Genomic DNA, 21,628 nt, shown 5'->3' with positions numbered 1-21,628 from the left:
TTCTCCAATGCCTTCCCGGGCGTCCTCCGAGCGGCCTTGCCGAGCCCTCGGAACGTCCTCCCGAAAGGAACCGACATGATCTTCAGTCGCTACGACGCGCGTGCCCTCCACGACGCGTTCGGCATCCGCATGAGCAGCATCGAGGGGCTCGGCGTGGGGGCCGGCTGGGGGCGGGTCGCCCCGGGGCAGGCCTCCACCGGTCACCAGCACGACGAGACCGAGTTCTTCGTCATCGTCGCGGGCCGGGGCGAGTTCGTCGTGGACGGCCGCAGGCATCCCGCCGAGCCGGGCACGCTGGCCCTCTTCGAACCCTTCGAGACCCACGTCCTGGAGAACACCGGCGACACCGACCTGATCTTCGTCACCCAGTACTGGCGTGACCCGGGCCGCGCCCTGCGGTCCGCCGGCAACGAGGAGCGCCGCGCCTTCGGCGACCGCCCGGTGTTCGTCTTCTCCACGCCGCCCACCCCCAACGGCGACCTCCACCTCGGTCATCTGTCCGGGCCCTACCTCGGCGCCGACGCCTTCGTCCGCTTCCAGCGTATGAACGGCACCGAGGCCTGGCACCTCACCGGCAGCGACGACTACCAGAGCTATGTGGTGGGCGCCGCCCGTCAGGAGGGCAGGGAGCCCGCCGAGACGGCCGCGCACTACAGCGCCGAGATCGCCCGCACCCTCGACCTGATGGACATCAGGCCCGACCAGTACACCGTCACCGACGCGGAGCCCGGCTACCGGGACGGCCTGCGCGACTTCTTCTCCCGTGTGGTCGCCTCCGGCTGGGCCACCGTCACCGAGAAGGACGCGCTCTTCGACGCGGAGAGCGGTCAGTACCTCTACGAGGTCGACGTCAAGGGCGGTTGCCCCGGCTGCGGTTCGGGCACCAGCGGCAACATCTGCGAGGAGTGCGGCGAGCCCAACACCGTGGTGGACCTGGCCGAGCCCCGCTCCGCCGCTTCCGCCGGCGAACCGCGGCGCGCCCCGCTGGCCCGCTACTCGCTGCCGCTGCACGTGTTCCGCGAGGAGGTCGTCGCTCACCACGGCCTCGGCCGCGTCCCGGCCCGGCTGCGCGAGCTGAGCGACCGGCTCTTCGCCCGGCCCGCCATGGACATCCCCCTCACCCACCCCTCCTCATGGGGCGTCGCGCCCACGGAGACGGACGTCGGCGGACAGGTCATCTGGGTGTGGCCCGAGATGTCCTACGGCTTCCTGCACGGCATCCAGTCCCTGGGCGTGCGCCTGGGCCGCGACTGGAAGGCCGCCGAGCCCGGCCAGGACTGGAAGATCGTCCACTTCTTCGGCTACGACAACAGCTTCTACCACTCCGTGCTCTACCCGGTGCTCTACCGCTTGGCCCACCCCGACTGGGAGCCGGACATCGACTACCACGTCAACGAGTTCTATCTGCTGGAGGGCAGCAAGTTCTCGACGAGCCGGCGCCACGCCGTCTGGGGCAAGGAGATCCTGACCCCCGACTCCGTCGACGCCGTGCGCTACTTCCTGTCCCGCACCCGGCCCGAGGGTGAGCGCACCAACTTCCGCCGCGTGGACTACGCACGGACGCTCGACGAGACCCTGATCGGCACCTGGCAGCACTGGCTGCACGACCTCGGCGCGCGGATCGCCAAGCACTACGACGGCAAGGCACCCGACGCCGGCAACTGGACGCCGGAGCACTCGGCGTTCCTCGCCCGGCTCGGCGCCCGACTCGCCGCCGTCGGCGGCAGCCTGCGCGCGGACGGCTTCTCGCTGAACCAGGCCGCGGCCGAACTCGACGGTCTGGTCGCCGACACAGTCCGCTTCTCCGCCCTGGAGTCGCTCACCGCCCAGAGCGCCGGCTGGCAGAACGAGGCCCGTACCGCCATCGCGCTGGAACTGGCCGCGGCCCGGCTGCTCGCCCATGTCGCCACGCCCGTGATGCCGCGCTTCGCCGGCCGGCTCGCCGCGGCGCTTGGTCTGCCGGAGCCCGCCACCTGGCCGGACACGGTGGAACTGATCGCTCCGGGCACGGAGATCAGGCTCTCCGAGACCGTGTTCTTCAAGTCGGCCGACGCGACCGGCACGGACACCCGGCCGGGGGAGGAGGACCGGTGACGGACGACACGCTGGGCCGGATCCTCTCCGCCGAACCGGGGGACGGGCACATCCGCGTCGCCAGCCTGCTGGGCACCCAGACCCTCTCCCTGCGCGAGCTCCACCGTCGCTCCGGCCGGGTGGCCCGATGGCTGCGGGAGCAGGGCATCCGCCCCGGTGACCGGATCGGGATCCTCGCGGCCAACAGTCTGGAGTGGGTCATGCTGGACCTGGCGGCGCTGCGGCTGAAGGCCGAGACCGCCGGGTTCGAGCCGGGCAAGTTCGCAGCGACCGCCGATCTGATGGACAGCTACGGCATCCGTCTGCTGTTCACCGACCGGCCCTTTCAGGGACCCGGTATGGTCCCGATCGGCGAGGTGGCCCAGCTCGCGGAGCGGGCGGACCTGGACGGGACGCCGCTGCCGCCGGTGACCTGGGGCCCGAAGGACGTCACCACCATCAAGTTCACCTCCGGCAGCACCGGTGAGCCCAAGGGGCTCGGCGCCACCGCGGGCAGCATCGACAGCTCGCTGCGGGCGGTGCAGGAGATCTTCGAACACGGCCCGGACGACGACCTGTTCGTGTTTCTGCCGCTCTCCCTCCTCCAGCAGCGGTACTGGGTCTACTCGGCGCTGCTGCACGGCCACGACATCACGGTCAGCACCTACGAGGCCGCGTTTGCCGCGCTGCGCCGGGTGCGCCCGACCGTGGTGATGGGTGTCCCCGCGTTCTACGAGACCGCCAAGCGGCAGATCCAGGCCAGGATGCGCCGCGGCGACGGTCAGACCGCGGGGCAGGCGGCACGGACGGTCTTCGGCGACCGCGTCCGCTATCTGTGGACCGGATCGGCGCCCGCGGCCTCCAGCATGCTGCGCTTCTTCACCGAGGCGGGGCTGCCCATCTACGAGGGCTACGGGCTCAACGAGACCTGCATCGTCACCAAGAACCACCCCAAGGCCCACCGCGACGGCAGCGTCGGCAAGGTGCTGCCGGGCAAGGAGGTCCTGATCGGCGAGGACGGTGTGGTCACGGTCCGCAGCGAGCACCCGGTCAACGACCACTACGCCTACTGCCGGCCGGGCGACTCCGAGCGGGTGTTCGGTCCGGACGGCACCGTCCGCACCGGCGACCTCGGCTACATCGACGAGGACGGATTCCTCTTCATCCGCGGCCGGGCCGACGACGTGATCGTCCTGGACAACGGCAGGAAGGTGATCGTCCGGCCGATCGAGGAGGACATGAAGGCCGATCCGGCCATCGCCGAGTGCGTCCTGTTCTGCCCGGGCCAGACCGAGCTGGTGGCCGTGGTCTCGCCGGCCACCGAGCCCGCCGACGAGAAGGCGATAGCCGCCCGCCTCGCCCGCACCAACGCCTCCCGCGCCGCCGACGAACGGATCGGCCGCGCCATCGTCGCCGACCCCCCGTTCTCCATCGACAACGGCCTGCTCACCTCGCAGTACAAGCCGAAGCGAGCACGGATCCTCGACGCCTACCACGACGCCGTCCACGACCCCGAGGAGGGAATCCATGCTGTCTGAGTCCACGCAGTCCAAGTTGGAGGGCGCGGCCCGCGAGCAGCTGGCCGCCGTACTGACCCACGACATCGCCCCGACGGCGCTCGATCTGGACGCCGACATGGCCGGTTCCTACGCCCTGACGTCCTTGAACAAGGTCTTGTTCCTGACGGAGCTGTGCGAGGCTACCGGCGTCGACCTCGGACATTTCACCGAGGACGACCTCGACCGGATGCGCACCCTGCGCGACGTCGTGGAAGCACTGGCCCGTTACTCGACCGAGGGAACCTGACCTATGACCTGGGCCCAGAAGGCGGCAGCCGTCCTGGAGAACGACCATGTACGCCTGCACCCGGTGACGGAGGCCGACCGCGAGGGGATCCGGGCGGTCGCCATGGACCCGGACATCTGGCGGTACTTCGTCTCCCGGGTGGAGGACGAGGCCGACTTCAAGGTGTTCTTCGACACCTGCCTCGCCGACCAGGCGGCCGGCCGCCGGATCGTGTTCGTCGTCACCGACAAGTCCTGCGGTCGGATCGCCGGGAGCATGTCCTACGGCAACCTCGCCGAGGCGGACGCCCGGCTGGAGATCGGCTGGTCCTGGCTGGGCCGCGACTTCCGCGGCCAGGGCGTCAACCGGTGGGTGAAGTACCTGCTGCTGGAGCACGCCTTCGAGCAACTGGGTGCGGAACGGGTCGAGTTCAAGACGGACGTGCTCAACGAGCAGGCGCGACGCGGGCTGCGCAACATCGGCGCGACCGAGGAAGGCGTCCTGAGGAGCTTCAACTACATGCCCGACGGGCGTCGGCGGGACGCGATCTTCTACAGCGTCCTGCGCGCCGAATGGCCTCGGGTGAAGGAACACCTCACGATTTGAGGGGTGTGACGAAGGGGGATCGCACATGATCGACGGCCTGTTGCTCCGTAAGTTCCTGCGCGTCCACGCGCGCCAGATCGGCTACCGCTCGGCCGCGACAGGGTATGCGGCGCTGGTCGACCAGACCGAGCACGAGTACGCCCGGTTCTCCGGTGCGGAGCTGGTCAGCGCGGTGCACGGCTCGTACACGGGCTGGATGGGCGGACGCCGGGCGGTCGGGGTCCTGGGCCGTCTCGGACGACGGGCGCCCCGCGCGGCGGCCCGAACCCTCACCCTGGCGACACCGAAGCTGTTCCGGTGGCTCGTCGGCCCGATCCGGCGCACGGGCCCGACCGAACTGGTGGTGCAGCGGTGCAGGTTCCTCGCCGAGACCTCGCCGGAGATCTGCCTGCGGGTCTGCAAGGCTCCCACGGAGAGCTTCTTCACCGACACGCTCAACATCCCCACGACGCTCACCCCCGACCTCCGTCGGTCCACGTGCCGCGTCTCCTTCACCCCGGCTCCGCGCCGGGCCCGGTGACCCGTACCCCGCCGACCCCACCGGCGGGGTACGACGGGTGAACGGGCTTATGGCGTGGCCGAGATGGCGTACGGCCCCCTCACGGGGGCGATGTCATCCGGGTGCGGGGTGGACGGGATCATGGTGGTATGCCTGACACTTCCAGACGCGGCCTTCTCGCCGTCCTCGTGGCCTCGGCCGCGTCCGCGCCGCTCGCCGGGCTCGCCGCCGCGAGCCCGGCGAGCGCCGCCGGCCCGGCCGCCACCGTTCCGCCCTTCCCCGCTCCGGCGGGCCTGAGCTCCGCGCGTTCCTCGGTGACTCTGCCCCCGCTGGACGCCTCCTACTTCACCCCGGTGACGCTCGGCACCCCGCTCACCGCCACGGTGCTGCCCGGAACCCCGGCCCGCACCGAGGTCACCTCCGGCGGCCGGCGTGTCGCCCTGCTGACCCACGGCGCGCGTACCGTCGTCGTGCCCGGTCCGCAGCGCACCTTCGCCGAGAACAAGCGGCCCTTCGCGGACGACTTCCAGCGCACTCTGCCCGATGTGTCGCTGCCCGTCGCGGACCGCGAGTACTGGGGGGCCTCTCCCGGGGGCGGAAGCTGGTCCACCCTCGGGCCCGCGGACACCGACTACTCGGTCGTCCCGGGGGCCGGCGTGATCAGCCTGACGACCGACTTCGCCAGCCGCCATGCCACGCTCAGGGACGCCGACATCACGGATGTCGATGTGCGGTGCGTGGGCCGCTTCGACAAGGTGCCCACCGGTCAGGCGTGTTCGTTCGCCCTGTCCTTCGGCTACCAGGATCCCCACAACAACTACCGCGCCCGGCTGTCCTTCCTGACCACCGGCGCCGTCGAACTGCGGGTGGAGAAGGAGGTGTCCGACGCCGTCACCCAGCTGACGTCGGCCCTGACCCTCGCCACCGGCGTGCCCGCGGGCACCGACTGGACGATACGGGTACGGCGTGAAGGCCCCCGCATCCAGGCGAAGGCCTGGCGCGCGGCCTCGGCCGAGCCGTCCGCGTGGGCCGTCGACGTCACCGACCCTGACCTCGCCAACGGCCGGGTGGGCGTGCGCGCCCTGGCCAACAGCGGCTGCACCAACCTGCCCGTCAAGCTCACCGTGAGCAACTTCGAGGTGGACGCCGCGAACTGGGCGGCTCCGCCGACCGTCACCCACGGCGACTGGGTGCGGGTCCTTCCCCAGCCGTTCGACGGCACCTGGAGCGACGGACTCGAGCAGACCATCCGCGCCTGGGCCGGTTCCATGACCCCGGACGTCCTCGCGTATGCCGCGATGTTCCTCGGCGGCGCGCCCGCCGTGACGGCCGGTGCGGGGCCCGCGCAGGGCAAGCAGGTGCTGGGGGAGGCGGGCTACGGCTACCTCGATCCGCACGGCTACCGCTACGAGGGCGCCGACTTCCATGAGTACATGAATGTGGGCTGGACCTTCGACGACGGCGTCCACACGGGGCCGTCGAGCAAACAGGTGGGGAACCTGGACTGCTCCGGCTACACCCGCATGGTGTACGGCTACCACATGGGCGTGCCCATGGCCGCGGGGCAGGACACCTCAAAGGAGAGGCTGCCGCGCAAGTCCCGCGACATGGCCGAGTACGCGCCCGGGGTGCGCATCGACCGGACCGACGGCACCAACCCGCCCGCCGCCACCCTGCTCCAGCCCGGTGACCTGGTCCTGTTCAACGCCGACTCCGGTGACGACAACCCGACCGTCACGGTCGACCACGTGGGCATCTATCTGGGCCAGGACACGATGGGCAAGCGCCGTTTCCTGTCCAGCCGCAAGACGGTCAACGGGCCCACGATGGCCGACCTCGGTGGCGCCTCGCTACTGGACGGCACGGGCACGTACGCCAAGAAGCTGCACACCGTGCACCGCATCTGACACCGACCGGGCCGGGGGAGTCGTCGTGCACGGCGACTCCCCCGGCGCCGGGGGGACCTGCTCAGGAGGGCTTCACCGCCGAGACCGCGGTCACCGTCACCTTGTTGTCGCACTCGGCGAACTCGCCGTCCGCCAAGGCAACTTGGTGCGCCCCTGCCCCCGGCACTCCCACGACCAGGGTCGGGTACACCACGGGCTTCGCCCCCGACACGCAGTAGCCGTCGCCCTCGCCCTGGACCTGGACGAAGGTCAGCTTCGCCCATGACCTGCCGCCCGGCGCCAGTCGCACCGGCGAGGCCGTGCCCGTGCGGGTCACCGACAGCGGAACATTGTGCTGCGGGGACCCGTTGCCCGCTCCCGCCACGGTCGGATGGCCCTGCAGGACGCAGGGCTGCCCGGAGACATTGGTGAACTCGGCGATCACCGCTCCGGTCCCGGTGCCCTGGGGGCGATGGGCGGCCGGGTACACGGCCGCCTTGAGGGCGCCGGCCGTACAGGCCTTCGCCGGGCTGCCCGACGTCTTGACCACGGAGGAGGCGCCGGCCGCGGGCGCCGACGGGGCGGCCGTACCGGAGGCCTTCGAGGGCGCAGAGGCCGTCGCGCCTGACGCCGCCGTACTCGACACCCCGGAGGGCGCCTTCGACGTGGACCCGGCGGCCTTCGGACCGTCACCCGGCTGGCACGCGGTCACCAGCAGCGCGGTCGCGACCGCGGCCGTCGCCAGTGCGGCACCGCGGTGGGTTTTCGTGTACGGCATGACATCCCCCGACTTTCGCATTGCGTGGACACCGGTCGTGCACCGGCGCTCGCCGGTTCAGACGGCGTGGCCGGACAGCGGGTTCGCCGGCCGGTCAGCTGTCACACGACAGTGACAAGGTCCTTGCCGTTCTGCCGCAATCGCTGCGATTCTGCCTGGCTGCGGGCCCCTTGAGCGGCCGTGCACCGCACGACCCGCCGATGTCCACCGGTTGACGTAGCGTCATCTTCAATGGTTCAGTGGCTCAGCCACTCAACCACTCATCCGCCGGGGGCCGAGGTGGAACCACTGCCACGCGAGACGATCGTCGACGTTCTGGAGAAGCGGCTGCGCGAGGAGATACTCGACGGACGCCATCCGGCCGGGAGCTATCTGCCGCCCGAACGCGAACTGGCCGACGGATTCGGGGTCACGCGCACCACGCTCAAGCACGCCTTCGGCCGGCTGGTGCACGCCGGACTGCTGGAGACACGGCACGGAGTGGGCACCCGCGTCCGTGACTTCCTGCGCCTCGGCGGGGCGGATCTGCTGCCCATGCTGGTACGCCACAGCCCGGACTGGATCGGCGAGATCTTCGAAGTCCGCCGTAGCATCGGCGCGTTGATCGCGGAACGCGCCGCCGTCGGCGCCACGGCCCCGCAGATCGCCGAACTGCGCACCCTGCTCGCGGCCGTCGGGGACGCGGCGGGCGGCGACCCCGTGCAGCTGGCGGACGCCGAGGTGCACCGGGCGCTCGCCCGAGCCACGGGCAACCGGGTGTACGTCCTGCTGACCAACACCCTGTTCAACGCCTATCTGCCGGTGCGTGCCGCGCTCGTCGGCCCCTTCCAGGATCCCCGGGCCGCGCGGGACCGGCTGGCCCCGGTGGTCGAGGCCGTGGCCACCGGCGACCAGGCGGCGGCGCGCACCGCCGCCGGCGACTATCTGTCGGCCACGGAACGCATCATGCTCGAAGGGCTGGCAGCCGCCCACGGACGCCGGGACGAATCCCGGTGACCGCACGAGGGACGGTCTTCGAGGAGACGATGCTGGGCCGTGTGCGCCTCGTCCACGACGACCGCGACCGCCCCGTACGGCTCGATCTGACGGCCCGGGCCGACGACGTCCTGCTGCCGCACCGCACGACACACGCACGGCTGACCGGACGCGTGCGGATAGCCGGACGGGCCGACGACCCGGAAGCCGTAGGGCAGTTGGAGATCTCGCCCCTGGCCCGCCGCAGGATCCGCTACCGGATCACCTTCACCCTGGAGGGCCGGCGCCTGACACTGGACGGCTGGAAGTCCGTGTCGCCCCGGCGCCCGCTCACCTCGCTGACCGTGTTGCCGTACACCCTCTACGAGGACGGCGAGCGCGTCGGCGACGGCACCCTGCGCTTCCCTCTCACCATCGGCCTGCTGCCCTTCCTCACCAGCTTCCGGTTCCCCCGTGCCGGCGTGCCCGCCGCCGACCGCGATCACGCGTCACGCTGGGACGGCACCCCCGGGCGGACCGAGGTCTGGTACACCACCCTGACCGACCCGGCGACCGGCAGCGGGGTGTGGCTGCACCATGAACTGGTCGCGCCCACCGACGGCTCCGGCGCCTACGCCCACGGGTGGGCCGCCGTCTTCCCGAAGGACGGCCCCGTCGAACACGCCCTCTTCGGCCCCGTCCCCTGGGAGGCGGGTCCCGACGGCTTCACCGCCGAGGGCGTCAGCGCCGTCCCCGGCCGGCTCACCGGCTCCGTAGGGCCGTTCGCCTGGGCACTGACCGAGACACCCGAGGGCCCGCCCCTCCACACCTTCCCCCGCTGGTCCTGGCGACGCCCCTGGCTGCCGGCCGCGCAGATGCTGCCCGCCACCCGCGCCCGCTACACCGGCACGGTGCGGTACGGCACCCGCGAGCTGTCCCCGGACGGCGCTCCCGGCGCGAGCGCCCGCATCTACGGCCACGGCAATGCCCGGCGCTGGGCCTGGCTCCACGCGGACCTGGGCGGCGGCGACATCCTGGAGATCATCGCCGCGGTCTCCATGCGCCGGGGACTCGACCGGCTGCCCCCGCTCGTCTTTCTGCGGCTGCACCGCGACGGCCGCACCTGGCCCCGGCGCGTGGAGCGCTCCGCCGTGGGCTGGGCGGGTCTCGGCCGGTTCCGCGCGGACATCGGCCTGCCCGAGTGGCGGGTGGAGGGCCGGGCGGGCCGCCGCCGCATTCGTGTGACGGTGACCCAGCCGCCCGAACGGACGCTGTCCCTCGACTACACCGACCCGGACGGCTCCCGCGCGGTCTGCCGCAACAGCGAGGCGGCGGACGCGGTCGTCCAGTTGGACCGCTGGTGGGGCGGCTGGCGGCCGGAGGCCACATGGCGGCTGTCCGGCACCGCCCATGCGGAGGTCGGGGAGCGATGAGCCACTCGCCACCCGCCGCATGGGCGGGACTTGTCGCGGCGCTGCTCGCGGACGACGGCACCGCCGACTGGACACGGGCCGTGCCGCGACGGCTGGACACGCTCCTCGGCGCCATGCCCGCCGCGGCACGGGCAGCGGTGCGCGGCGCGGCCGCCGCGATCGACGCGTACGCCGTGGCCCGCACCGGACTGCGACTGTCGGGCCTGAGCCCCGCCGAACGCGAGAACGTGATGGCCTCGCTCGCGTCCCACCGCGCCCTGCTGCCCCTCCTCGACGCGGTGAAGGTACCGGTGCTGCTGGCGGCCGGTACCGAACGGACGCTGCGGCACGGCGGCATGTCCGTGCGATCCGCGGAGTCGGCCCCCGACGATCCACCGCTCCACTGCACGCCCTCCGCCCAGTGGCCCACGCGGTCCACAGCGGACGCCGTCGTCATCGGATCCGGTGCGGGTGGGGCCATGGCGGCGCGAACACTCGCCCGCGCCGGCTTGGGTGTCGTCGTGGTCGAGGAGGGCGAGCACCACTCCACCGCGTCGTTCGCGCGACGGGCCCCGCTCGACCGCTTCGGCGACCTCTACCGGGACGGCGGCGCGACCGTCGCCGTCGGCAACCCGCCGCTGGTCCTGCCCGTGGGCCGCGCGGTCGGTGGCACCACCGTCGTCAACTCCGGGACCTGCTACCGCACACCGGGCCACGTCCTCACCCGTTGGGTCCGCCGCCATGGCTTCGCGGCCGCCGAAGGCCTCGACGGCCGCCTCGACGAGGTCGAGCGCACCCTGAAGGTGGCGCCCCAGCCGCTGGACGTCCTCGGCACCAACGGGCTGCTCGCACTGGCCGGGGCCCGGCGGCTGGGCTGGCCCGCCGCACCCATCAGACGCAACGCCCCGGGCTGCGCCGGCTCCTGCCAGTGCGTGGTCGGCTGCCCCACCGGCGCCAAACAGAGCGTCCAGCTGTCCGTGCTGCCCGAGGCGTGTGCGGCCGGTGCCCGCATCGTCACGAGCGCGCGGGTGCGGCGGATCCTCACCGACCCCGACCGGCCCGGCGGCCCACGGGCCGCGGGGGTGCTGGTACGGCGCCCGGACGGCTCCGACCTGGAGATCCTCAGCGCGCTGGTCGTGGTCGCCGCCGGAGCCCTGGAGACCCCGCCGCTGCTGCGCCGCTCCGGCCTCGGCCGCCACCCCGGGCTCGGCCGGAACCTCAGCGTGCATCCGGCCATCAGCGTCGCGGGCCGCTTCGACCGGCCGGTCACCAGCCGGCAGGCGGTGCTGCAGAGCGTCGGCGTGGAACACCTGCGTGTCGACGGCATCCTCATCGAAGCCACCGCGGCACCCCCGGGCATGAGTTCGTTCGTGCTGCCCGGCGTGGGACGCGAACTGCGCCGCGAACTGGACGGAGCGGACCGGCTGGCCACCCTCGGCGCCATGATCGCCGACCGCCCCTCCGGCCGCGTCCACGGCCGGGACCGCACCCTGGTCCGCTACGACCTGGCCCCGAGCGACGCCCGCCGCCTGCTGCGCGCCCAACGCGCCATGGGCGAGCTGCTGTTCGCCGCGGGCGCCGAGGAGGTGCTCACCGGAGTGCCGCACGCCCCGCGCGCTCGTACCCCCGCCCAGCTGGAGAGGCTGCTCGACACGGTGACGGCGCGCCACCTCCATGTCTCCGCCTTCCATCCCACGGGCACGGCCGCCGCCGGGTCCGACCCCGAGCACGCACCGGTCGACCCGGACGGGTGGCTGCGCGGCATCCGCGGCGTGCTGATCGCCGACGGCTCCGTGCTGCCCAGCTGCCCCGAGGTGAATCCCCAGCTGAGCATCATGGCGGCCGCCCTGGCCATCACTGAGCGCCACGCGGCGAACGCTCTGTGACACCGCCCCCGAGTCTCGCGTAGCGGGCAGTCGCCCGAGACGACCGAACCCGCACCGCCCCCGGCGCGGCCGCCCGGTGGAGGGGGCCACTACCCGGCGGAATATCCGCCCCCGCTCCAGATGTGCCACGTCGGTTTGCGACGACTATGGAAGGAGGCACAGCGGTCACCGAGGCGCGGCACGAGCCATGACCCACTGGGAGAGGGGATCGGTGCATGGGGACGACGGACTCCTCCCGGCCCGGCCGGCGCCCGTCACCGGTCGGTCCCGCGGTGCCGCCCAGTGGCCTCCTCGATCTGCTGAGCGTCGCCGCCGTCGTGCTGGACTCGAAGGGCCGCGTGATCTTCTGGAGCTCTCACGCCGAGGAACTGTTCGGTTACACGGCGGCGGAGGCGCTGGGCCGGTTCGCGGCGCGGCTGATGGTCCACGAGGAACACTGGGACGAGGTGGTCCTCCTGTTCGCCGAGGTCATGGAGTCCGGCGTCGACTGGGCCGGGGCCTTCCCGATCCGGCACAAGGACGGCAGCACGCGCCTGGTGGAGTTCCGCAACATGCGGCTGCTGGACGACCTGGGCGACACCTACGCACTGGGACTCGCCGCCGACCAGGCCACCGTCGAGCAGGTCGAACGGGACGTCGCCCTGTCCACACGCCTGGTGTCCCAGTCCCCGATCGGGCTGGCCGTGCTGGACACCCGGCTGCGGTTCCTGAGCGTGAACCCGGCTCTGGAGCGCATCGTCGGCCTGCCCGCCGCCGAGCAGGTGGGCCGGTCGATCCCCAGGGTCCTGGGGTTCCTCGACACCACGGGCTTCGAGGAACACCTCCTTCGCGTTCTCGACACCGGGAAGCCCGTCGTCGACAGCCATGTCCTGTGTCACCCCCCGGCCGACCCGGACCACGAGCACGCCTGGTCCGTCTCCTACTACCGGCTGGAGGACTCGGGCGGCCGGGTGCTGGGCATAGCCTTCTCCGTCATCGACGTGACCGAACGTCACCGGGCGGCGACGGAGGCGGCCCACGCCCGGCAGCGGCTGGCCCTGATCGCCAGTGCCTCGGCGTCCGTGGGCACCACCCTCGATCTGGAGATCACGGCGCGCGAGCTCGCCGATGTCGTCGTGCCGGTCCTCGCCGACGTGGCCTCGGTGAACGTGCTCGACAGCGCGCTCACCGGCCGGCCCGCGGCGCCCTCGGGGCCCGCCCGCTTCCGCGTCCTCGCCGTCGCCGCGTCCCGCCCGGAGGAGGCCTACCATCCGGACGGACGGCCCGGGCGCGGCATCACCTACGACACCGACCACCTGATCACGCGGTGCGTGCAGACCCGCCGGCCGGTGCTGCTGCCGCACATCACGCCCTCGGATCTGCCGCGCATCACCCGTCACCCCGATGCCGCCGCCCGGCTCACGGCGGCCGGACTGCACTCCTATCTGGCCGTCCCGCTCATCGCCCGCGGCGAGGTCCTTGGCGCGCTCGCCCTCAAACGCACCCACCACCTGGCCCCCTTCGGCGAGGAAGACGTCTTCCTCGCCGCGGAGTTGGCCGCCCGCGCCGCCGTGTGCATCGACAACGCCCGCGGCTACCAGACCCAGCGCCATGCGGCTCTCACTCTCCAGCGCAGCCTGCTCCCCGAACTCCCGTCGAGCCGACCCGGTCTGGAGGTCGCCTGGCGCTATCAGCCCGCGGGCGCCGCCAGCGAGATCGGCGGTGACTGGTTCGACGCCATACCGCTGCACGGGGACAAGACCGCCCTGGTCGTCGGAGACGTCATGGGCAGCGGCATCAACGCCGCCGCCACCATGGGCCAGCTCCGCAGCGCCACACGCGCCTTCGCAGAACTCGACCTGGCACCCGCCGAGGCCCTCCACCATCTCGACCACCTGAGCGAGGGCATGGGGCGCGCCATCACGACGTGCCTCTACTGCGTCTACGATCCTCACCGGGGCCAGTGCGAGATCTCCCTCGCCGGCCATCTGCCGCCGGTCCTGCTGCGCTCGGGCGGTCCTGCGCAACTGCTCAACCTGCCCCCCGGTGTGCCCCTGGGCGTGGGCGGGATCCCCTTCGACACCACCACCATCGTCTTCCGCCCCGGCTATCAGCTCGTCCTCTACACCGATGGTCTGGTCGAGACCCGGAGCGACCCCATCGACGTCCGCCTGAACACCCTCCTCGACGCCCTGACCGCGGCCCAGCAGCAGGATCTGGAGGAGACCTGCGACCGTCTTCTGGCGATCCTCCGCCCGCCGGGCGGCGAGGACGACGTGGCCCTGCTCATCGCCCGGGCCCGGACCTGATCCTGCTCTCGGTCAGGCGCCGTCCGGCCGGACGTGTTTGCCGTCGGCGGGAGCGGTAACGCGGTGTCCATGAGCGAACCGAACAGCGGAACGAACCAGAAGACCGATGCCAAGCGGACGCCCGCGGCCAAGGCCGGGCGTACCGCGCAGAAGGCCACCGCTCCGGCCTCACGGGCCGCGAAGAACGGCGCGGCCGCCACGACCGACGCGGCGTCGGCGGCGAAGTCGGGCGCCGAGCGTACGGCGGAGTCGGCGGCCGGGGCCGTGCACGTCGCGGCCAAGGGGGTGGAAGTGGGCCGCCAGGCCGTCCTCGCGACCTCGGGTCATGTCGCGGCGACGGCGAAGACCGCCTGGACGGTCATAGCCCACCGCAAGCTCGTCGCCGCGGGCGTCGGGGCCGGACTGACCGCGCTGAGCGCCGCGTCGTACGCGGTGGGCCGCCGCACCGGGAACCGAGCCCAGGGTCCCCTCACCCGGCTCACCGGCGGCCGCATCTGACGCGCGAGGGCGCCGCCCCCTCGGTGGCCCGGCGACCGGATCGCCGGTGGCCCGAGGGCCGGGTCGGGCCGCGGACGGCGCGGCCACGACCACGGCCGGTCGGCAAGCGGGCCGGTCTCAGCCCAGATTGCCCAGCCGGGCGTCCTGCCACAGATCCACGCCGCCCTCGGTGGCGTACTTGTCGATCTCGGCCAGCTCCTCGCTGCTGAAGTCGGGGTTCTCCAGCGCGGCGACGTTCTGCTCCAGCTGCTCGACGCGCGAGGCGCCGATGACGAGCGAGGTGACGCGTTCGTCCCGCAGGGCCCAGGCAAGAGCCATCTGCGCCAGGGTCTGCCCCCGGCGTGCGGCGATGTCGTTGAGGGCGCGCAGCCTGTGCAGCATGTCCTCGGACAGCCAGGCGGTGTCGAACGACGTGCCCGCGGCGGCCCGCGAGCCCTCCGGGATGCCCTCGAGGTAGCGGCCGGTCAGCAGGCCCTGAGCCAGCGCCGTGAAGCCGATGACGCCGAAACCCTCCTCCTGGGCGGCGTCGAGGAGGCCCTCGGTCTCGATCCAGCGGTTCACCATGCTGTAGGACGGCTGGTGGATGAGGAGCGGGGTGCCCAGCTCGCGCAGGATGGCGACCGCCTCACGGGCGCGCTGGGTGTCGTAGGAGGAGATGCCGACGTAGAGCGCCTTGCCCTGGCGGACGGCGGTGTCGAGCGCGCCCATCGTCTCCTCGAGCGGCGTGGTCGCGTCGAGGCGGTGGGAGTAGAAGATGTCCACGTACTCCAGGCCCATGCGCTGCAGCGACTGGTCGAGCGAGGCGAGGAGGTACTTCCGGGAGCCGCCGCCCTGGCCGTAGGGCCCGGGCCACATGTCCCAGCCGGCCTTGGTGGAGATCACCAGTTCGTCCCGGTACGGCGCGAGATCCTGCTTCATCAGGCGCCCGAAGTTGATCTCGGCGGAGCCGTAGGGCGGGCCGTAGTTGTTGGCGAGGTCGTGGTGGGTGATCCCGAGGTCGAAGGCCCGCAGGGCGATCTCGCGCTGCGTCTCGAACGGCCTGTCGTCCCCGAAGTTGTGCCAGTAGCCGAGGGACAGGACGGGAAGGTCGAGCCCTGAGCGACCGGTGCGGCGGTAGCGCATGGTGCCGTTGTAACGCTCAGGATCCGCGACGTGGTTCATCGGGTGATCTCCGGATGATTCGGTGAAGGGTGCCCCCGCCGGGAGACAGGGGACGTGCCCACACTGCCTCCGCGTGATCCTGAAGTCCAATAGCTCCTTTTCATCGGATTCAGTGGTGTCGCTTCTGAATCGCTCGCGGGAGCCGCACCGCCGTCCGGATCAGCGCATCAGGGCCTTGCGGACGGTGGGGTAGCAGTCGATGACCGTGTCGAGTCCGACGATCTGCATCACGCGCATCACGGGCTCGGTGAGATGAGCCAGGCGCAGCCAGCCACGGGCGCGGTGGGCCGCGTGATGGGCGGCGACGAAGGCGTTGACGCCGCTGGAGTCCATGAAGGTGACGGCTTCGAGGTCCACCACGGTGTACCGCGGGCCGGAGCCGTCCCCGGGAATCAGTGTCCGGCGCAGGCCGTCGGCGGTGTCGTGGTCGATCTCGCCGCGCAGGGTGATGACGCGGATGCCGTCGACGGTGGTGCGGACGATCGACAGCCGGGCGGGACCGGTTGATCCTGCGGTCTCTGTCACGCTTCCCCCACCAGCAGTCGGTGACGCCGTCGGCCACCTCCTCCGTGCGAAAGGCTGCCCTGGATGCGACGGGGAATGCTTCCGGCGCCGAGTCTGTCCGCACGCATGGGGCGTGGGCGGCGCGGCTGCGGGTAGACGCGGGGCGTGAACGGGGTGGCAGAGGCGGTCCGAATGGATCCATTTCCGCAGGGCGAGAGCCGTACGAGGCCGGACGAGGGCCAGCTACGGACCACGATCGTGCTGGACGGCGGCGGCGCGTGCATCGCCGACGCCCGGCACCTCACCGCGGCGTTCCTGGCGCGGGTGCAGGCAGTACACGGGATTCCGGTGTCCCTCCGGGCGATGGACGTCACCCAGCTCGTGGTGAGCGAGCTGGTGACCAACGCCCGCAAGTACGCTCCCGGTCCCGTGCGGCTGGAGCTGCGGGTCGTCGGTGCGGCGGTCGACGTGACGGTGTGGGACAGCGATCCGGTGCTGCCGGTGGCCCAGGCGCCGGACCCGGGAAGAGTGGGCCGGCACGGTCTGGAGATCGTCAGGGCCGTCTCGCAGGGGTTCGAGGTGCGGCGCGAACGGGTCGGCAAACGCGTCAGGGCGCGTATGGCCCTGTGGGACGACCCAGAAGGCCGGCCGTCCGGACACCCTCCCCTGTAGCGGGTGCCTCGCGTCGGCCGCCGGGTACGGCCGCGGAGTTCGGGAGTCACGGTGGGGTGACGCGGGGCGCGAGGGTACCGGCCTGGGCGCCGGAGAGCTTCTCGAGGGAGTGGCCGCGGGTCTCGACACGGAAGACGAGCGTGATGAGGAACCCCAAGGCACAGGCCGCGGCCACCGCGTAGAGGAGCGCGGCCTCGCCGATGCCGGCCAGCATCACCGGGAAGAGGAACGTGCCGAGGGCCGCGCCCAGTTTGCCGCAGCCGGCCGCGAACCCGTGTCCCGCCGCGCGCATTTCGGACGGGAACACCTCGGCGGGCAGGGCGAACGTGGTGGCGTTGGGCCCCAGGTTCATAAAGGTGTTGAACAGCGCGAAGCCCAGCATCACCAGGCCGAGATGCGCCTTGGCCCCACCGGACAGCTGGGTGCTCGAGGCGAGGACGCACAGCGCGATCGCCATGACCGCGAAGCCGGTCAGTTGCAGTGGGATCCGGCCGACCCGGTCGATCAGCAGCACCGCCACGACGAACCCGATGACGAGGAAGACGTCCAGTACGGCGGTGCCCTTGGTGGACGCGATGGCGTCCGCGATGAACGTGGCGTCGGCGTGGCGAAGCGCGAACGAGGCCAGCAGGGTGGGGGTGAAGATGCCGACCCCGTAGGTGGCGATGTCCATCAGGAACCACGGGGCCGCGGTGAAGACGGTGCGTCTGCGCCACTGCCGGGAGAAGAGCTGGGGCTGGAGGAACGCCCGTACCCCCTCCGCCGGCGGCGCGTGCCGTTCCCGGTCCGCTGCGGTCACCTGCACGGGTGTGCCGACGAGCGCCCGGCCGACCTCGCGGGCCTGGTTCTCGCGCCCGTTCTGGGCGAGCCAGCGGGGACTCTCGGGCACCCGGCGGCGCAGCCAGATGATGAACAGGGCCGGGATCATCCCGAATCCCAGCATGATCCGCCACGAGCTCACCTGCGGCCGGGCCTGGAGGACCACCACTCCCGTAGCCGCCCCCAGCACGATGCCCACCGCCTGCAGGCTGAAGGCGCTGACCAGCCATCGACCACGCGCCTTGGACGGCAGGATCTCGGCCAGGTAGCTCGCGGCGATCGGGTAGTCCAGGCCGACCGCGATGCCCAGCGCGCATCGGAAGATCATCAGGGACCAGACGTCCCACGCGACCGCGCACAGGATCGAGAAGACGACGAACAGCCACAGGTCGACCCGGAAGATACGGCTGCGTCCGATGCGGTCTCCCAGGGGTCCCAGCAGCGCCGCGCCGAACACCGAGCCCACGATGGCGGCCGCGGACAGCATGCCCTTCTGCACCGCGGTGACCGAGAAGTCCTTGGCGATCAGGGGGTTGGCGACACCGATGATGAAGAAGTCGAATCCGTCGAGCAGAATGCCCAGACCGGCCAGCAGCCAGAACCGGATGTGCAGGCGGGAGATGGCGGCGTCGTCCAGTGCTTCACCCAGGGGCCGCAGTCGGTCGGCGCTCCTGAGCGGTGTCTTGGTGGTCATGTCGTCCTTACCGGTGGCTCGGGGACAGGGCTCGCCGTGGGCCATCCTCCCGACGTGATCGCGCCGGATGGGGACGACGGGCGACGCGACGGCACCAAGGCACTCGAACGGACGTACTTGCTCCGGCCGGGCCGCCGGCCCGCGCAGCCGCCGACAGCCCGGGAAGGCTCCCGATTGACCATGCTCAGCTGCTGGGTTTCTTCGCAGAACTGGCTATCGTGAAGGCATGAAACGGACCTCATTCTCCGGCTGGCCCTGCTCCATCGCGCGGACCGTCGACCTGCTCGGTGACAGCTGGACGCCCCTCGTGCTGCGCGAGGCCTTCTACGGGATCCGCCGCTTCGACGAGTTCCAGCGGGGGTTGGGCATCGCCCGCAACACGCTGACCGACCGGCTGAACGTGCTGGTGGACGAGGGAATCATGGAGAAGCGGCTCTACCAGAGCGAGCCGCGGCGCTACGAGTATCTGCCGACCGAGAAGGGGCGGGATCTCTTCGCTGTGCTCGCCGCGATGTCCCGGTGGGGCGATCGGTGGCTGGCGGGGGAGGAGGGCGTCCCCGTGGTGCTCCACCACGATGTGTGCGGTCATGACACCCATGCGGAGGTGGTGTGCGCCGCGTGCCACAAGCCGCTGGAGGCCGAGGACACATCGATACGGATGGGGCCCGGCTACCCGGAACGCCTGAAGCGGCGGCCGGATGTCCAGCGACGGTTCGGCACCGTCTGAACGATCCCAGCCGCGCGGTCCCTTGACAGGTGAGTCTCGTAAAGCAACTCTGGTGGTCATTCCCTGGATGCTGAGGAGGTCGACCGACTTGGAGTGGACGGGCGCACGCTACGCGGACAAGCCCACCCTTGAGGTGAGCACCTGGATCGACGCTCCACCGGAACGGGTGTGGGGTCTGGTCTGCGACATCAGCCTGATGCCGGGCATGAGCGATGAACTCCAGTCGGTCGAATGGCTCGACGGCGCCGCCGGACCCGCGGTGGGAGCCAGATTCGTCGGCCACAGCAAGCACGAGGCGTTCGGGGAATGGCACACGACCTCCCACGTCATCGAGTACGAGCCGGGGCGGGTGTTCGCCTGGGCGGTGGAGGATCCGGCCGACCCCTCCGCGGTCTGGCGCTTCCGCGTCCGGCCCAAGGACGGCGGGACCGAGCTGTCGGAGTGGATGCAACTGGGTCCGGGCCGCTCCGGTCTGTCGTTCGCGATCGACCGGATGCCGGAGAAGGAACAGAAGATCGTGTTCGTGCGGCTGCGCGAGTTCGAGGGTGCCATCGCCGCCACGCTGGAGAAGATCAAGGAAAGGGCGGAGGCCTGATGCGCACTGCCACAACGATCGAGGCGTCCGGCGGCGAACCGTGGTCGCAGCAGACCGACTTCGTCGTCGAGGCCGAGAAGCTGGGCCTGGACATCTGCTGGGTGGCGGAGGCATGGGGCTCGGACGCGCCCTCCGCGCTCGGCTACTACGCCGCGCTGACCGACCGCATGCTGCTGGGGTCCGGTGTGATGCAGCTAGGCACGCGTACCCCGGCGGCCGTGGCGCAGACCGCGATGACGTTGTCCAATCTGTCCGGCGGGCGGTTCCTGCTCGGCCTGGGCGCCTCGGGTCCGCAGGTGATCGAGGGCCTGCACGGGGTCCCGTTCGCTCGGCCGCTGAAGCGTATGCGTGAGACCGTGGAGATCGTGCGGCGGGTGGTCGAGGGCGGCAAACTCTCGCACTCGGGGTCGGAGTTCCAGATTCCGCTGCCCGGCGGCGACGCCGTCCCGATGCGGCTGTCGATGCGAGCGGAACACCGGATCCCCATCTACCTGGCCGCACTGTCCCCGGCCATGCTGCGACTGACCGGTGAGGTCGCCGACGGCTGGCTGGGAACCAGCTTCGTGCCCGAGGGCGCCGCCGACGCCTACTTCGCCCATCTGGACGACGGCCTGGCCCGCAGTGGGCGTACCCGGGCGGACCTCGACATCTGCCAGGGCGCCGAGGTCGCCTTCGCCCCGGACGAGGACGCACTCGGTGAGATGACCGCCCGGCGGAAGAAGGAACTCGCCTTCAGTCTGGGGGGCATGGGATCGGCGTCCACGAACTTCTACCACAACGCCTACAGCCGCCAGGGCTGGGCCGAGGTCGCCACCGAGATCCGCGCCCGCTGGCAGGCCGGTGACCGGGACGGTGCGGCGGGCCTCGTGACCGACGAGATGGTGCTGGGCACGACGCTGATCGGTACCGAGCCCATGGTGCGGCAGCGGCTGAGGGTGTGGCGCGACGCCGGCGTGGACACCGTCCGTCTCTACCCGGCCGGGGAGACCCTGGAAGCCCGGCTCACCACGCTGGCGAGGGCGATCGAACTGGTGCGGGAGGTCGACAACCCGTCATGAGCACGGTCGCCGCGCCCGGCGGCCGCAGGGCGGTTTCCGGGTGTCGGCGGGCCTGAATGAACGTCACATTCCCTTTCATCGCCCCTCCCCTCTTGGGTAACCCGCCCTTTCTGCCGCCGAAATCACCCTGGCCAGCGACGACAGCGGTGCCGCCCTGGTGAGAGCCGTTCACCGGTGTCTGGGCGACCGCTGGGACATCGCGCAGGTGCCGTACATCCACGGCGGCAGCGACGGCGATGTCGTGGTCACCGCGTTCGAGGCGAACGCGGTCAGGCAGCTCTACGGCCCGGACAGCGATGTGGTGATGACGTCGCAGGAGGCCTGCTTCGGGCACAACGGCGCGCCGTCGGGCTGTGTCGGGGTGGCGCTGAGCCTGCTGATGATGGAACGGGGCGAGGTCTGTCCCACGGCGAACTGCGAAGAGCCCGCGGACGACCTGCCGTTCGACCCCGTCGCCGGGACCCGCACCAGGCCCCTCGACTTCGACTACGCGCTGACCTGCAACTACCAGATCGGCGGGGTGAAGAGTGTGATTCTCGTCGGCAGCCCGGGCGCTGTCTGACACCGCTCCGCACACCCCGCGGGTCCGGCTCGCGCCCCGGACCCGCGGCCCGCGGAACGCGCCCGGTGCCGTGCTCACCGATCCAGCGGGCCCCGACCGCCTCCGCCCTCGGCGCGTCACCTTCAGCACCGACACACCACCCCGACGACGACCGCCAAGGGAGGGGCTAGT

General features: G+C 71.6%; 19 protein-coding genes and 1 pseudogene. 16 read left to right on the top strand and 4 right to left on the bottom strand.

Annotated elements, in window-relative coordinates:
• Positions 1–75 precede the first annotated feature (75 nt).
• From ACFYX0_RS09380 to ACFYX0_RS09355, 6 genes are all read left to right on the top strand, one after another.
• Positions 76–2,094 (top strand): class I tRNA ligase family protein, encoded by a 2,019-nt coding sequence (locus ACFYX0_RS09380; RefSeq protein ID WP_388968357.1) that lies wholly within the window; start codon positions 76–78, stop codon positions 2,092–2,094.
• Positions 2,091–3,611 carry an AMP-binding protein gene (locus tag ACFYX0_RS09375; RefSeq protein WP_388968354.1) on the top strand — a complete coding sequence of 507 codons (1,521 nt, stop codon included), beginning with the start codon at positions 2,091–2,093 and terminating at the stop codon, positions 3,609–3,611. The genes ACFYX0_RS09380 and ACFYX0_RS09375 overlap by 4 nt, the downstream gene beginning before the upstream one ends.
• Complete coding sequence (locus ACFYX0_RS09370) at positions 3,601–3,879, top strand: acyl carrier protein (RefSeq protein WP_311698920.1); 279 nt, start codon at positions 3,601–3,603, stop codon at positions 3,877–3,879. Before ACFYX0_RS09375 ends, ACFYX0_RS09370 begins: the two co-directional genes overlap by 11 nt.
• Before the next feature lie 3 nt (positions 3,880–3,882).
• Complete coding sequence (locus tag ACFYX0_RS09365; RefSeq protein ID WP_388968351.1) at positions 3,883–4,464, top strand: GNAT family N-acetyltransferase; 582 nt, start codon at positions 3,883–3,885, stop codon at positions 4,462–4,464.
• A 25-nt stretch (positions 4,465–4,489) separates the two neighbouring features.
• A complete protein-coding gene (locus ACFYX0_RS09360) occupies positions 4,490–4,984 on the top strand; it encodes a beta-carotene isomerase domain-containing protein (RefSeq protein WP_388968349.1) in 495 nt (164 codons plus the stop codon).
• Positions 4,985–5,112: 128 nt separating this feature from the next.
• Entirely contained in the window at positions 5,113–6,870 is a 1,758-nt protein-coding gene (locus ACFYX0_RS09355) for a C40 family peptidase (protein WP_388968346.1), read from the top strand.
• Between the two features lie 61 nt (positions 6,871–6,931).
• On the opposite strand, the gene ACFYX0_RS09350 is transcribed toward ACFYX0_RS09355, so the two are convergent.
• Positions 6,932–7,627 carry a DUF4232 domain-containing protein gene (locus tag ACFYX0_RS09350; protein WP_388968343.1) on the bottom strand — a complete coding sequence of 232 codons (696 nt, stop codon included), beginning with the start codon at positions 7,625–7,627 and terminating at the stop codon, positions 6,932–6,934.
• A gap of 279 nt (positions 7,628–7,906) precedes the next feature.
• Here ACFYX0_RS09350 and ACFYX0_RS09345 point away from each other — a divergent pair, with 279 nt between their 5' ends.
• From ACFYX0_RS09345 to ACFYX0_RS09325, 5 genes are all read left to right on the top strand, one after another.
• Positions 7,907–8,623, top strand: coding sequence for an FCD domain-containing protein (locus ACFYX0_RS09345; protein WP_355916233.1), 717 nt, complete (start codon positions 7,907–7,909; stop codon positions 8,621–8,623).
• On the top strand, positions 8,620–10,014 hold the full coding sequence (locus ACFYX0_RS09340; protein WP_388968340.1) for a hypothetical protein: 1,395 nt from the start codon (positions 8,620–8,622) through the stop codon (positions 10,012–10,014). The genes ACFYX0_RS09345 and ACFYX0_RS09340 overlap by 4 nt, the downstream gene beginning before the upstream one ends.
• Entirely contained in the window at positions 10,011–11,879 is a 1,869-nt protein-coding gene (locus ACFYX0_RS09335) for a GMC family oxidoreductase N-terminal domain-containing protein (RefSeq protein ID WP_388968337.1), read from the top strand. Before ACFYX0_RS09340 ends, ACFYX0_RS09335 begins: the two co-directional genes overlap by 4 nt.
• A 215-nt stretch (positions 11,880–12,094) precedes the next feature.
• The gene (locus ACFYX0_RS09330) at positions 12,095–14,167 is read left to right on the top strand and encodes a SpoIIE family protein phosphatase (RefSeq protein WP_388968334.1); all 2,073 of its coding nucleotides are present in this window, start codon (positions 12,095–12,097) and stop codon (positions 14,165–14,167) included.
• Positions 14,168–14,236: 69 nt separating this feature from the next.
• Positions 14,237–14,665 (top strand): hypothetical protein, encoded by a 429-nt coding sequence (locus ACFYX0_RS09325; protein WP_355916221.1) that lies wholly within the window; start codon positions 14,237–14,239, stop codon positions 14,663–14,665.
• A 117-nt stretch (positions 14,666–14,782) separates the two neighbouring features.
• Here ACFYX0_RS09325 and mgrA read toward each other — a convergent pair whose 3' ends face one another.
• Together mgrA and ACFYX0_RS09315 are read right to left on the bottom strand one after the other, a co-directional pair.
• Positions 14,783–15,826 carry an L-glyceraldehyde 3-phosphate reductase gene (mgrA, locus tag ACFYX0_RS09320; protein ID WP_388968331.1) on the bottom strand — a complete coding sequence of 348 codons (1,044 nt, stop codon included), beginning with the start codon at positions 15,824–15,826 and terminating at the stop codon, positions 14,783–14,785.
• Between the two features lie 159 nt (positions 15,827–15,985).
• Positions 15,986–16,351 carry an STAS domain-containing protein gene (locus tag ACFYX0_RS09315; RefSeq protein WP_388968328.1) on the bottom strand — a complete coding sequence of 122 codons (366 nt, stop codon included), beginning with the start codon at positions 16,349–16,351 and terminating at the stop codon, positions 15,986–15,988.
• Between the two features lie 171 nt (positions 16,352–16,522).
• Here ACFYX0_RS09315 and ACFYX0_RS09310 point away from each other — a divergent pair, with 171 nt between their 5' ends.
• Positions 16,523–17,002, top strand: coding sequence for an ATP-binding protein (locus tag ACFYX0_RS09310; RefSeq protein ID WP_388968325.1), 480 nt, complete (start codon positions 16,523–16,525; stop codon positions 17,000–17,002).
• 46 nt (positions 17,003–17,048) lie between these two features.
• On the opposite strand, the gene ACFYX0_RS09305 is transcribed toward ACFYX0_RS09310, so the two are convergent.
• Positions 17,049–18,515 (bottom strand): MFS transporter, encoded by a 1,467-nt coding sequence (locus ACFYX0_RS09305; protein WP_388968322.1) that lies wholly within the window; start codon positions 18,513–18,515, stop codon positions 17,049–17,051.
• A 226-nt stretch (positions 18,516–18,741) separates the two neighbouring features.
• Between ACFYX0_RS09305 and ACFYX0_RS09300 the strand changes: the two genes are divergently transcribed.
• The 4 genes and pseudogenes from ACFYX0_RS09300 to ACFYX0_RS09285 all read left to right on the top strand — a co-directional run.
• Positions 18,742–19,242, top strand: a complete 501-nt coding sequence (locus ACFYX0_RS09300) for a winged helix-turn-helix transcriptional regulator (RefSeq protein WP_388968319.1) — start codon at positions 18,742–18,744, stop codon at positions 19,240–19,242.
• A gap of 88 nt (positions 19,243–19,330) precedes the next feature.
• The gene (locus ACFYX0_RS09295; RefSeq protein WP_355916203.1) at positions 19,331–19,837 is read left to right on the top strand and encodes an SRPBCC family protein; all 507 of its coding nucleotides are present in this window, start codon (positions 19,331–19,333) and stop codon (positions 19,835–19,837) included.
• Complete coding sequence (locus tag ACFYX0_RS09290) at positions 19,837–20,895, top strand: LLM class flavin-dependent oxidoreductase (RefSeq protein WP_355916200.1); 1,059 nt, start codon at positions 19,837–19,839, stop codon at positions 20,893–20,895. The genes ACFYX0_RS09295 and ACFYX0_RS09290 overlap by 1 nt, the downstream gene beginning before the upstream one ends.
• Positions 20,896–21,022: 127 nt before the next feature.
• Positions 21,023–21,457, top strand: a pseudogene (locus ACFYX0_RS09285) (ketoacyl synthase); the annotation flags it as partial.
• Between the last annotated feature and the right edge of the window lie 171 nt (positions 21,458–21,628).

It is taken from the genome of Streptomyces sp. NPDC002573 (genome assembly GCF_042889625.1).
Lineage (GTDB): Bacteria > Actinomycetota > Actinomycetes > Streptomycetales > Streptomycetaceae > Streptomyces > Streptomyces gibsoniae.
The sequence above is the reverse complement of the archived record's forward strand: the minus strand, read 5'-3'. Positions and strand labels throughout refer to the sequence as shown.